Here is an 11,826-nt window from a genome sequence, read left to right on the forward strand (position 1 = left end):
CGAGCGTTCAGACCAATTCAATGAGCATATAGGCGGGTTTTCCCGATAGGATCGCCCTATGGCTAACCGACAAAATGAAGAAGAAACCGCTGAGCATAGCGATGATGTCGCAGATATTAGTTCCTTAAGCAAGGCTACCCTTTCACCCTCAGAGAACGGGCAGGAAAATACCACTCTCCCTGCTAATAAGGACGATCGCTCGCAGGTAGATCCCCCCGGCGACGACCAAGCAGGCAATCAGGAACCGGCGGAGGAAACTGCTACGAGCGGAGAGGGCAACGCCGAGGATGATACGGACTGTCCGGACGAGGATCCATCTACCGAGGGCGAGGGTAGCGCTGACGAAGAGTTTCAGATTCCGGAGATTTTGCCGCTAGCTGGCGGAAGGGCAGCGACAGATGAGGTAGATCCCGAAGTTGGCAGCGAAGGGAGTAAGCGGGTTTGGGGAAATCAGGTTGGCGGACACGTTGACCGCGATGAACTTGCGGACTCCGAATCTGGTACTGCTTTCAATGTTGATCAGATTGCCCTGAAGAAGACCGGTCAAACTAAGAAAACTCATTCTCGTTCCCGCACCGCTATTTCCTGGACATTGGGGATAGTAGCAATAGTGGCTGCCATTGGGATTGCGTTGTACATCAGTGGCGTTTGGCAAAAGATTTTTACTTCCACGGGCGCCTCCTCTCCCCAGGAAGGAGCAAAAGCTTATTATGGGGCGCTGCTAGATAAGGATGCGCAAACTATTTGTGCTTTAAGTTCCGAGGAAGCGCGGGGGCAATTGATACAAGCGATTAGCCAAACAACCGATGAAAATAGCTTAGATCAGTGCACGCAGGCGGTTGAGAAAACCTTTGCGCAGTCTGCGCAGTCGCCCTCGGTGAAGTTAGCAGATCTGAGGTTCCCTCCGGAGACTAAGGCAGATGTCGACGGGGCGAAAGCAGTATTGATTAAGGATAAGCAGGGTACTCCGCTGCAAATCATGGCTTGGCAGGAAGCGGACGGACGTTGGTTCTTAGCGGGACAAAAATTGCAGCAGAAAGTGATGATGAAGTATCAGCAATCCCTGGTTGCGGGCGCTGAAGGTGGCAAGTAGCGGCCAGCTAGGCTTTAGCCGTCTAGCTCGTCCTCGTCGTCGGGGAAACGTTCATCGATGTTAGGGTCTTGGGTGTCTTCGAGGGCGGGGGAGAGCTCCTCCCATTCCTCCTCATGGTTTTCCCAATCACCGCTGGGGGAGAGCACCAGTTCATCGCGGTGATTGCGGAAGGAGTCCGCGTTAGCCATATAGACATAGGCCTGTACCTGTTGGGTAGGTCCTTCCCAGGTGCTGTCTTTGTCCGGGAATACCTCTACCCGCACGATTTGCCGGGTATACATATTGTTGGGGTCGCCTTCCCCTAAATACCCTTCGTATTCGTCGAGTTCTTCTAGGGTTTCTTCAAATAGGCGTTGTTCGATCAGGAGTACTTGCCCCACAATGCCGGTGCCGCCGATAGAACGGATCGCCATCGGATAGGACGCCCCAATATATAGGGAGGCTTCCCGCAAATAGGCCGGGGCGAATTCGGTCACCGCGGCTTTCAGACTAGAGCCAAAGCCGCGAGAACCGAGTTTCAAGGTGCCGTAGACAAATAAAGGTAGGTATCGCGTGCTCATGTTCCTATTTTCTCAGTATTGAATAGTTTTAGGGCGTCTTTGGGGCGGCGTTTTGGGTTACCGTCACTGGCGGTTGGGGATAGCAATAGATATTGGCTGTTCAAAGCGGAGAACAGGGGCAAGTGGACGAATTAGGGAACAGAAAATTTAAAGTTGAGTCTATTAGGCTTAAGTTTTCGCCTCCAGAATAATTGGCTAGCACTAGAATGTAGAGAGTGCCAAAATAGAGGACGTGAGGCCGAGAAAATCTCGGTAAATAGATTTCCCGCAACTTCGCGGGGGTAAGGAGTAATCATGGTTCGCAGGTATGATCCCTTCCGTCAGATGGAAGCGATTTTTGATGACGCGATGCGCCAAGGGCCTTCCCGGGCAGCTATGCCTCTGGATTTGTATCGTGATGGAGAAAAGTTCATTGCCCTCTTTGATTTGCCGGGGGTGGATCCGGCCAGCGTAGACATCGATATCGAGGATCGCACCCTCACTATTCGTGCCGAGCGCAAATCCCCCGAAATCGCAGGTGCCCAGTGGCTGACTCATGAGCGTCCCTTCGGTACTTTCGCTCGTCAGCTAACCTTAGGGAATGGGGTGGCTCTTGACCAGGTAGAGGCCGAGTATGTGGACGGGGTGCTTAAGCTAGTTATCCCGGTGGCAGAGGAAGCTAAGCCTCGCAAGATTGCAGTCCAGCGCGGCTCTCGTCAGATCGAGGGAAATGCTGAGACTATCAATAACGCCGACTAAGAGCAGCTGATAGTGTTTTTTGGGCGGGGACGCAGGTTTCGGACGTCCCCGCCCTTAAGTTTTTTCTCTATAGTTGCTGGTGACTTCCACGGGTAGTAGCTAACTACCTTTTGTTATTGGTTTGAACGTTGATTTGCGCCGTAAACTCTATGATCTGACTCGCCACGGTGACTGGATCAAATAGTTGCAGGTGATGGCGGGAAGAATCGGCGCGCACTAGGCGGGCGTCAATGGCTCGAGCGTAGGAAGTCAACCCTTGCCAAGTTTTACTACTGCGACGGTGGGCAGCGGAAATCACCAATTGGGGGAGTTGGCGATCCAGTAAATCAATCTCTTGGAGATCTTGCCACGCCAAGTAGAAGGAGGGTTGCTCGCGGGCGGCGCCGCGGTAAATCCAGGCGAGGATCTTTTGCTCCAGCTTTTGATAGAGAGGACTCGCGCCCTCGTTGTTTCCCTCGAAGGAGGGGTCTATCTGTACGATTCCCACAGGCTGCACCCGGGAGGAAGTGGGGGACTTTAATAGTTGTGCTGCCCAAACTCGCACCAGCATTGCCCCATAGGAGTGCCCCACCAGCACCATGGGCAGCGGCTTGTCAAAAGTGGCACCCAGGTGGCGAGCAATTTCTTCCCCGCCCGCCCGCATCTCCGCCACTAGGCTTTGCCAAGTCACTTCCGCGCCCTTTTCGGGGTGCAAAATCGGGGAGCGGGTTGAGCGAGCGCAGTAAAAAGCGCGGCTAAGAATCGGGAAAGTCAGGTTCCAGCTACGCATAGACCCGCCCAGTCCGGCCTCTAACCAGATAAGTGGCTGAGCTCTCGCGGCAGGGGTTTTGCCAATCTGAATCTGCATAAAGCTAATTTAGGGTACGAAGCTACCCCGTGAGAAGGATTTACCGTCACGCCGAAACTTGCGGGGGTAACAATGTTTGCGACTGATAGCCGTAGACTTCGCCTCTCAGCTCTCAGTGACAACCATTGCTAATTTATCTCGATATCGAGTAAAGTTAAGATCAAGGACTTAAAACTAGTAGCTTTGGAGTTATTCATGGCAAAAATCAAAGTAGCCGGCCCGGTCGTCGAACTAGACGGCGATGAAATGACCCGCATCATTTGGCAACAAATCCGCAACGAACTAATCCTTCCCTATCTGGACGTGGATCTTCGTTACTACGACCTCAGCGTAGAGAACCGGGATGCCACCGGTGACCAGGTCACTATTGATGCCGCCAACGCGATTAAAGAACACGGCGTCGGGGTAAAATGTGCAACTATCACCCCTGATGAGGTGCGGGTGGAAGAGTTTGGGCTAAAGAAAATGTGGAAATCGCCCAATGGCACTATCCGCAACATTCTCGGCGGGGTGATTTTCCGCGAACCCATTATTATGAGCAATGTGCCGCGCCTGGTGGGCGGATGGACAAAGCCGATTGTGGTTGCCCGACACGCCTTCGGTGACCAATACAAGGCCACTGATTTCAAAATCCCCGGTGCCGGGAGCCTAACCATTACCTTCCAACCGAAAGATGGATCCGAGCCTATAGAACATACCGTGGTTGAATACCCCGAAAGTGGGGGAGTTGCCATGGGTATGTACAACTTCAATGACTCCATCAAAGATTTCGCTCGCGCTTGTTTCCGCTATGGACTGCTGCGGGGATACCCGGTTTACCTGTCCACCAAGAATACGATTTTGAAGGCCTATGACGGGCAGTTTAAGGATATTTTCGCCGACGTCTATGACGGCGAATTCAAAGAGCAATACGCCGAAGCCGGCCTGCACTATGAACACCGCTTGATTGATGACATGGTGGCTTCTTCCCTGAAATGGGAAGGCGGATATATTTGGGCCTGTAAGAACTATGACGGTGATGTGCAATCCGATACCGTAGCGCAAGGTTTCGGTTCCCTAGGGCTGATGACTTCGGTACTCATGACTCCCGATGGTCGCACTGTCGAGGCCGAAGCAGCACACGGTACGGTAACTCGGCACTATCGCCGCTGGCAGCGGGGAGAAAAAACCTCCACCAACCCGATTGCCTCAATCTATGCCTGGACGCGCGGTCTGGCTCATCGCGGAAATCTAGACAATACTCCCGAAGTTTCTCACTTCGCGCAGACCTTAGAGGAGGTAATTGTCTCTACTGTTGAAGGCGGGCAAATGACCAAAGACCTAGCTCGCCTGATCGATGAGGACCATCCTTGGTTGGATACCGATGGCTTCATGAACGTGTTGATTGAGAATCTGGCTAAGCGTCTAAAACAAGATGCCTAAGCTAAAATCCATTTGACCTTGGGGTTTTGACAGGTGACTTAAACCGGGAAATCTCAGATCCTGCCGGTCTATTCGGGGCGGACGCGAAAAAGCAGCGTCCGCCCCGATCTTTTTCGTCTGGTCGATATCAAGAAATAGGTTAGTATTGAGTAGTGAGTTAGATGCTCAGTAACCTAGCGGAATCAGCGTCAACAGAAGGGAGTCACAGTGGCGAAGAACGCTAAGACGCAAGCGAAGCGCTTTCTGTTAGTGAGTCCTCCGATGCCGTATGATTCTCCGTTACTTAGCATGGCAATACGCACCGCCTATGAAATCGCCAAGATGGGATTTGACTTAATCCCTGTCCAGATAGAGACCGATAAACTCGATGTTGATGCTTTGGCAGACAGTGCAAAGCTAATCGGCCCGATTTTGCCGCTAGTTCCCTTTAGTGAAGAACAGAATAAGCAGTTGCAAAGTCTGGGAGTACAGGTCGAGCCGGCGATTTTTGCTACCGATTCTCCCGCCTATCCAGTGGTGGCAGCGCTATATGGCGCTTCTGGGCGGGCGATGGCGTCCCGAATGGTTTCCTCAGGTCACCGCAACTTGGTGTACCTGTGTTCTTCCGATCCCTTGCTAGAAAACCTTAACCAGTTACGGTATGCCGGAGTGTTGCAAGGGTGTATTTTCGGAGGTTGCCCCACGCCCACCATGCTGACTACCGAATACAATTCTCCCAATCTTTCCGGAGAGTTAGTACAGCTGTTTTCCAAGAACCCGGGGGTTGACGGGTTTATCTGCCATAACGATTTCCTGGCAATGGAGGTTATCCAGGCGCTGAGAATGTGTGGACGCATGGTTCCCAACGATTGTGCCGTTATCGGCGTAGGTAATGCTCCCGAAGGTCAACTCTTCAACCCGCCACTTACCTCTATCGATTTTAATCCTGAAGTAAGCGGGCAGATTTACGCCCAAGCGCTCGCCAAATTCTTGTCTGGCGAAAAAATCGATGCCCCAGATCCGAAAGAAGTTGACAAAATGATGACGCTGGTTGCCAGGGGAAGCGCCTAGGTACCAGCCTTCCAGAGGAGGAATAATGGGTCAGTCCACAGGTTCCGAACCGAAGCGTCTAGGAGTCTTAACCTCGGGCGGGGATGCCCAGGGGATGAATGCTGCAGTACGTGCGGTAGTGCGAACCGCATTAAAAATGGGTGCGCAGCCCTATGCGATCCTTGAAGGTTGGCAGGGAGCTGTTACCGGCGGTGAGATGATCAAACCGATGGGATGGTCGGATGTATCTAGTGTGCTCAATAAGGGGGGCACGGTAATTGGGACTGCCCGCTGTAAAGAGTTTCGCGAGCGTTCTGGACTGCGTAAAGCCGCTAAAAACCTGGTTCTAAAAGGTATAGATCGCCTGATTTCTATTGGGGGAGATGGCTCCCTAGCCGGGACTAATGAATTTCAAGAAGAGTGGCCCAGTCTCCTGGAAGAACTGGTTCAGGCAGGCGAACTTACCCCCGAACAGGTAGCTGGACACGAAAAGTTGCGGGTAGCCGGTCTGGTTGGTTCTATCGACAATGATTTAGTTGGTTTCGATATGACCATCGGCACTGACTCAGCCTTGCAGCGAATCTTGGCGGCTCTAGATGAGCTTTCTTCTACCGCTGCCTCCCATCGCCGCACTTTCGTCGTAGAAGTTATGGGACGCCATTGCGGATACCTGCCACTGATGAGTGCGGTTGCCCGGGGTTGCGATTATGTGTTCATCCCCGAAGCTCCTCCCGAACAAGGGTGGCAAAAAATTCTGACGAAGAAACTGGAAGCTGGGCGTAAGGCAGGCAGGCGCGAATCCATCGTGTTGGTGGCCGAAGGTGCAATCGATCATCAGGGCAATCCCATTACTGCCAACGATGTGTGCGATGCCCTCGAGCAAGAGACCGGGGAGCGTCCGCATCTGACTATCTTGGGACACGTACAGCGCGGGGGTACGCCCTCAGCCTATGACCGGTGGATGCCTACCGCCCTGGGATATGCGGCAGTGTATGAAGTACTACACCAAGACCAAAACTCTGAGCCGGTGATCATTGGGGCTCGTAATAACCGGGTTGCGCGCTTGCCTTTGATGAAAGCAGTCACCGATACTCGCGCGGTTGCCAAGTTTACGAAAGCACAAGAATACGAAAAGGCAGTTAAGGCGCGAGGATGTTCATTCAGCGAGATGCTGGCCATAAATGAAGTAATGTCGACTCCGCCCCAGCAAGACGAACTACCCGATAATGCCCGGAGGGTAGCCATTATGCATGTAGGCGGACTTGCTCCCGGAATGAATACCGCTGCTAGAGCCGCAGTGCGTCAAGGAATAGACCGTGGGTTTGAAATGCTGGGAATCTACGGTTCCTTTGAAGGACTCATGTCTGGAAAAGTTAAGCAGCTAGCTTGGGAAGACGTTGAAGGTTGGGGCTTTGATGGAGGAGCAGAACTTGGAACTTTGCGCCCTATTCCCCGGGTAGAAGAGTACTACGCAATAGGACGAGCTCTGGAGGAACAGCGCATCGACGCCCTGATCGTAATCGGTGGCTACAACGCCTACCTGTCGATTAATCAGATGCGACAGGAAACCTCCCGCTACCCGGCGTTTAATATTCCGATGATTTGTATTCCGGCATCAATCGACAATAACTTGCCGGGATCTGAGCTTTCTATCGGCGCTGATTCTGCCCTTAATAATGCGGTCTGGGCGTTAGATCGTATCCGTGAATCTGCGGCAGCTTCTCGGCGTTGCTTCGTGGCTGATGCGATGGGTCGCCACTGTGGATACCTATCCCTAATATCAGGTATCGCCGCGGGAGCCGAGTTGGTCTACCTCGATGAATTCCCCTATGACCTGCAAGATCTAGCGAGCGACGTGAAAATGATGCGGGATTCTTTCCGGGACGGTCGCCGCCTGTGTCTGGTACTACATAATGAAGAAGCCGGAGGCCGATATGATCGAGAATTCATAGCCTCCGTGTTTGCCCAAGAATCGCAAGGAATGTTCGATGTGCGCCACTCGGCTCTGGGACACTTGCAGCAAGGGGGAGAACCTTCGCCCTTTGACCGCATCTTAGCTACTCGCCTGGTGCGGGCAGCGATTGAAGAGCTCAGCGAGCAATTCGCGCAAAATCGCAGCGAGCCCTTGGGAGTGGGACTGTCGGCTGAAGGGATTGAGTCTTTCCCGTTGCTGCAAATGCAGCAAAAGGTTGACCCGCAAGTGCGTCGTCCCCTCAGCCAATGGTGGTTGCCATTGATTGATATTATCTCGGTGGTTTCCCGTGATGAATGGGATATTGAAGTCCGACCACTGCCAATAACCGACCTATAACCAGTATCAATTCGAACAGGAGAAAACATGGGCGCTCCGATTGACCCCAGTACCACCCAAGCCTGGCAAGAGTTAACTAATCTTGCCGAATCGTTCAAACCGGATCTTAGCGGTTGGTTTGAACAACAACCAGACCGCGTCGAACAGCTCAGTTTTACTGCCGCAAATTTGCGGGTTGACTTGTCAAAGAACTTGGTAACCGCTCCCATATTGGACGCGCTGGCGCGCCTGGCAGCACAAACCAAAGTCGAAGCTCACCGTGATGCCATGTTCGCAGGTGAACATATTAATACCACCGAGGATCGCGCGGTACTCCATACTGCGCTGCGGCGCCCTGGAAGCGACAAGCTGGAGGTTGATGGACAGGATGTTAGCGCCGATGTAGCCGCTGTTCTAGAGCGGGTTTATGCCTTTGCAGAAAAAGTGCGCAGTGGAGCCTGGCTTGGAATTACTGGAAAACCCATCACTACCGTGGTGAATATCGGAATCGGAGGTTCGGATTTAGGTCCTGCCATGGCCTACGAGGCATTGCTTCCCTATGTTAAACCCGGACTGGAGTGCCGCTTCGTATCTAATATTGATCCTACGGATCTATGCGAAAAAGTGAAGGACTTGGATCCCGAAGCCACCTTGTTTATTGTGGCCTCCAAGACTTTCACCACTTTGGAAACCCTCACCAATGCCCGCGCCGCCCGCAGCTGGCTCCTGGATCAACTGGCTGCGCGGGGAATCTGGGAAGGTAAAGATAGCGCCTCGCAGCTTAGCGGTGAGGATTCCCGGCAGGCAGTATCCAAGCATTTCGTGGCGGTGTCTACCAATCTTGAGGCAGTAGCCGAATTTGGTATTGACCCAGATAATGCCTTTGGTTTTTGGAATTGGGTAGGAGGACGTTACTCGGTAGATTCCGCAGTCGGCACCGCCCTGGCGGTCGCGATTGGTAAAGAAGGATTCTCCGATTTTCTGTCGGGTATGTACGCTATGGACGAGCATTTCCGAACGGCTCCGCTCAGTGAGAATGTTCCTATGCTGATGGGGCTAATCAACGTGTGGTACCGCAACTTCCTACACGCTCCTACCCACGCGGTGTTGCCCTATTCTCAATACCTGCATCGTTTCCCCGCCTACCTGCAGCAACTAACTATGGAATCCAATGGTAAAGCCGTGCGCTGGGATGGGGCAGCAGTAACCTACGATACTGGTGAAATCTTCTGGGGAGAGCCCGGCACTAACGGTCAGCATGCCTTCTATCAGCTGATTCACCAGGGTACCCAAATGATTCCCGCCGACTTTATTGCCTTCGCCAACCCCACCTGGCCACTCAAAGACGGTGACAACGATCAGCACGAGTTGTTCTTAGGTAATTTCTTTGCCCAAACCCAGGCGCTAGCCTTTGGCAAGACCGCTGATCAGGTACGTGCCGAGGGTACAGCGGAACCTATCGTACCTGCGCGAGTCTTCCCTGGAAACAAACCGTCAACCTCGATCATGGCGCCGCGGCTAACCCCCTCGGTACTGGGGCAGTTAATCGCCCTCTATGAACACATCACCTTTACCCAAGGGGTTGTGTGGGGGATTAACAGCTTCGACCAGTGGGGTGTAGAACTGGGCAAACAGCTCGCCAAGGCGCTTACTCCCGCAATTGCCGGTGACCAGGAGGTCTTAGCGCAGCAGGATCCTTCTACGAAAGCGTTGATCAACTACTACCACGCCAATCGCGAAAACTAGCCTGTATTAACGCAATTAGGTTAAGCGGGGGCTAGGAGTTTTGCGTTTGAGCGCGAGGGTTGCGGGTTGGTGCACTAAAAGCGCTCGGGGCTCTGGTGAGCCTTGCTTCGCTCGGCTCAAGTCGCCCTCTCGCATCTTTTAGCGCGCCAACCGTAAGGTCTTGCCTAGGGGCTAGTATGCGCCCGTTTTGGCGCAACATAGCAGCCTGGTTTGTTCCAGCTGTGTGCGGGGGCTAGGTTTTATCCGAGTCGGCTAGGCGGGCGCAAATTTTGGAAAACGTCGCTACGTTTTCCAAAATTTTGGGCAGGAGGAAAAATCTAGCCCCCGCATACTTCTACCGCACCAACCTATTACCGGGAATGGCGATGACTGTGCGTCAGGTGGGAGGAAAAATCTAGGCCTCGCGTTGTTGACAGATACAGGGGTTTAGAGACGATCCATGGTGTCGGGGTGGGAACCGGAGCGGCCGGCCTCGCCCTTATCCAAAGAATCCAGATCAGCTTTAGCCTGTTCATCTAGTTGGAAATCAAAAATATCCAGGTTTTCCTTAATGCGGTCGGGGTGAACCGACTTGGGGAAGAGGACGTCTCCGCGTTCAATGCCCCAACGCAGTACTACCTGGGCAGGCGTTTTCCCGAGGCGTTTCGCTGCCGCAACTACTTTTTCTTCTCCTAAAACATTGCCACGAGCTAGTGGCGACCAGGCTTCGGTTACGATCTGGTGTTTACTATGGAACGCACGCAGCTGGTTATTGGCAAACTGGGGGTGAATCTCTACCTGGTTGACCGCCGGGGTTACTCCCGTCTCCGCAATCAAACGCTCCAGGTGGTTGATCTGGAAGTTAGAAACCCCCACGGTACGGGCGGTCTTATCGAACTGGAACTCCAGAAGAGTGCGCCAAGTCTGCACGAAATCTCCCCCATAAAGGGTGGGAAGCGGCCAGTGGATCAGAAATAGATCCACGTAGTCGGTGCGCAAATCTTCCAGGCTCTGCTGGAAAGACTTCCGGGCGTCCTCCGGTAGGTGCTTGTCGTTATTGAGCTTGGTCGTCAAGAAAATCTCGTCGCGGGGAATCCCGGACTCTTCAATGGCGCGTCCCACTTCTGCCTCATTGTGGTACATCTGCGCGGTATCGATATGGCGAATGCCTAGATCTAAAGCATATTTAACTGCATCTACGCAGCGATCCGGGGCGATTTTGTAAGTTCCAAAACCAAATTGCGGAATCTGATATCCGGTGGAAAGTCCCACACTGGGAATGGACAGGGCGCTCATGTAATCATTCCTTATGTCTCGACTACTTTTGCCCCTATTGTTACCTGATCCCTACTGTCTTTGGGTAACATTGCTAGCTAACTCACGCTTTAGGCCGAAAGTCTATTCGGAGAAAATCAGATTGAAATGGGTTTACCAGCAAATATGGCTATCCAAATCGTTAATGTGTTTTTTCTTGCATCGCAAGGCAAATTCTGCTGGCGTCCTCACAGTTGTCAGTTTTGCTAGCTATACGTTTGTACCGATGGAGGGGAAGCCTAAATTATCCCGCGTAACGGTAAACATTGGTTTCGCGCTGTTTAAATCCGCAGCGCCGATATAGCCGGTTGGCGGCTTCGCGCGAGGGACGGGAGGTAAGATCCACGGTTTTAGCTCCGACCTTTTTGGCCTGGCGCACTGCTGCCTCTACTAGTTTTTGCCCCGCTCCCTGGCCGCGGGCAGCTGAATCCACCACTACGTCCTCGATCCAAGCCCGCTTACCGGTGGGGATTTTGAAGGTTGCTAAGGAGAGCATCCCTAGAATTTGTCCCTCTTCGGAGCGAAAGACTAACAGATAAACCCCCTCTTGGTCGCAGAATTCTTTTATCTGCTGGGGGCTCAGCTGCTTGGCAGACTGCGAAAGCTGGGGGAGGAGCCGAGAAAATGCCTCTACGAGTTCGTCGCTAAACTCTGTAACCAGTTCTACTGCCATGATTTCTCCTTTACTGCGCGGAAGGCTCTTACCTAGAAAAGATATACGCTCCCAGCGCAATTTGGGAAGTAACTTGACCTTAGCGGGCTAAATTTTGGGAATTCTTTGGTCGTGACCGAGTTTTGTTTAGGGTGA

Annotated in this window: 10 protein-coding genes; 6 read left to right on the top strand and 4 right to left on the bottom strand. The window is 52.8% G+C overall.

The window, feature by feature from the left end; genetic code table 11:
* Nucleotides 1-58: 58 nt before the first annotated feature.
* Nucleotides 59-1,093, top strand: a complete 1,035-nt coding sequence (locus tag ACZ5BI_RS01930; RefSeq protein WP_316098727.1) for a hypothetical protein — start codon at nucleotides 59-61, stop codon at nucleotides 1,091-1,093.
* A 14-nt stretch (nucleotides 1,094-1,107) separates the two neighbouring features.
* On the opposite strand, the gene ACZ5BI_RS01935 is transcribed toward ACZ5BI_RS01930, so the two are convergent.
* Nucleotides 1,108-1,653 carry a gamma-glutamylcyclotransferase family protein gene (locus ACZ5BI_RS01935; RefSeq protein ID WP_316087544.1) on the bottom strand — a complete coding sequence of 182 codons (546 nt, stop codon included), beginning with the start codon at nucleotides 1,651-1,653 and terminating at the stop codon, nucleotides 1,108-1,110.
* Between the two features lie 294 nt (nucleotides 1,654-1,947).
* On the opposite strand from ACZ5BI_RS01935, the gene ACZ5BI_RS01940 reads away from it, so the two are divergent.
* Nucleotides 1,948-2,391 carry an Hsp20/alpha crystallin family protein gene (locus ACZ5BI_RS01940; protein ID WP_278610771.1) on the top strand — a complete coding sequence of 148 codons (444 nt, stop codon included), beginning with the start codon at nucleotides 1,948-1,950 and terminating at the stop codon, nucleotides 2,389-2,391.
* Nucleotides 2,392-2,494: 103 nt separating this feature from the next.
* Here ACZ5BI_RS01940 and ACZ5BI_RS01945 read toward each other — a convergent pair whose 3' ends face one another.
* Nucleotides 2,495-3,238, bottom strand: a complete 744-nt coding sequence (locus ACZ5BI_RS01945) for an alpha/beta fold hydrolase (protein ID WP_316098728.1) — start codon at nucleotides 3,236-3,238, stop codon at nucleotides 2,495-2,497.
* Between the two features lie 195 nt (nucleotides 3,239-3,433).
* Between ACZ5BI_RS01945 and ACZ5BI_RS01950 the strand changes: the two genes are divergently transcribed.
* The 4 genes from ACZ5BI_RS01950 to pgi all read left to right on the top strand — a co-directional run bounded on the left by ACZ5BI_RS01950 (nucleotide 3,434) and on the right by pgi (nucleotide 9,725).
* Nucleotides 3,434-4,660, top strand: a complete 1,227-nt coding sequence (locus tag ACZ5BI_RS01950) for an NADP-dependent isocitrate dehydrogenase (RefSeq protein WP_412585321.1) — start codon at nucleotides 3,434-3,436, stop codon at nucleotides 4,658-4,660.
* A 288-nt stretch (nucleotides 4,661-4,948) separates the two neighbouring features.
* Nucleotides 4,949-5,710, top strand: coding sequence for a substrate-binding domain-containing protein (locus ACZ5BI_RS01955; protein WP_238127582.1), 762 nt, complete (start codon nucleotides 4,949-4,951; stop codon nucleotides 5,708-5,710).
* Between the two features lie 25 nt (nucleotides 5,711-5,735).
* On the top strand, nucleotides 5,736-8,000 hold the full coding sequence (locus ACZ5BI_RS01960) for a 6-phosphofructokinase (protein ID WP_464896509.1): 2,265 nt from the start codon (nucleotides 5,736-5,738) through the stop codon (nucleotides 7,998-8,000).
* Nucleotides 8,001-8,027: 27 nt separating this feature from the next.
* Complete coding sequence (gene pgi, locus ACZ5BI_RS01965) at nucleotides 8,028-9,725, top strand: glucose-6-phosphate isomerase (protein ID WP_464896510.1); 1,698 nt, start codon at nucleotides 8,028-8,030, stop codon at nucleotides 9,723-9,725.
* A gap of 426 nt (nucleotides 9,726-10,151) precedes the next feature.
* Here the strand turns inward: pgi and ACZ5BI_RS01970 are convergent, their stop codons facing one another.
* A complete protein-coding gene (locus ACZ5BI_RS01970) occupies nucleotides 10,152-11,000 on the bottom strand; it encodes an aldo/keto reductase (RefSeq protein WP_316086661.1) in 849 nt (282 codons plus the stop codon).
* Nucleotides 11,001-11,262: 262 nt separating this feature from the next.
* Nucleotides 11,263-11,691 carry a GNAT family N-acetyltransferase gene (locus ACZ5BI_RS01975; RefSeq protein ID WP_278609016.1) on the bottom strand — a complete coding sequence of 143 codons (429 nt, stop codon included), beginning with the start codon at nucleotides 11,689-11,691 and terminating at the stop codon, nucleotides 11,263-11,265.
* Nucleotides 11,692-11,826 lie beyond the last annotated feature (135 nt).

This window comes from Varibaculum sp. GTC20041 (assembly GCF_055387755.1).

What these genes read in the sequence shown, in the direction of transcription:
- ACZ5BI_RS01930 (WP_316098727.1), top strand. Translation starts at nt 59, where the DNA reads ATGGCTAACCGACAAAATGAAGAAGAAACCGCTGAGCATAGCGATGAT.
- ACZ5BI_RS01935 (WP_316087544.1), bottom strand. Translation starts at nt 1,653, where the DNA reads ATGAGCACGCGATACCTACCTTTATTTGTCTACGGCACCTTGAAACTC.
- ACZ5BI_RS01940 (WP_278610771.1), top strand. Translation starts at nt 1,948, where the DNA reads ATGGTTCGCAGGTATGATCCCTTCCGTCAGATGGAAGCGATTTTTGAT.
- ACZ5BI_RS01945 (WP_316098728.1), bottom strand. Translation starts at nt 3,238, where the DNA reads ATGCAGATTCAGATTGGCAAAACCCCTGCCGCGAGAGCTCAGCCACTT.
- ACZ5BI_RS01950 (WP_412585321.1), top strand. Translation starts at nt 3,434, where the DNA reads ATGGCAAAAATCAAAGTAGCCGGCCCGGTCGTCGAACTAGACGGCGAT.
- ACZ5BI_RS01955 (WP_238127582.1), top strand. Translation starts at nt 4,949, where the DNA reads ATGGCAATACGCACCGCCTATGAAATCGCCAAGATGGGATTTGACTTA.
- ACZ5BI_RS01960 (WP_464896509.1), top strand. Translation starts at nt 5,736, where the DNA reads ATGGGTCAGTCCACAGGTTCCGAACCGAAGCGTCTAGGAGTCTTAACC.
- pgi (WP_464896510.1), top strand. Translation starts at nt 8,028, where the DNA reads ATGGGCGCTCCGATTGACCCCAGTACCACCCAAGCCTGGCAAGAGTTA.
- ACZ5BI_RS01970 (WP_316086661.1), bottom strand. Translation starts at nt 11,000, where the DNA reads ATGAGCGCCCTGTCCATTCCCAGTGTGGGACTTTCCACCGGATATCAG.
- ACZ5BI_RS01975 (WP_278609016.1), bottom strand. Translation starts at nt 11,691, where the DNA reads ATGGCAGTAGAACTGGTTACAGAGTTTAGCGACGAACTCGTAGAGGCA.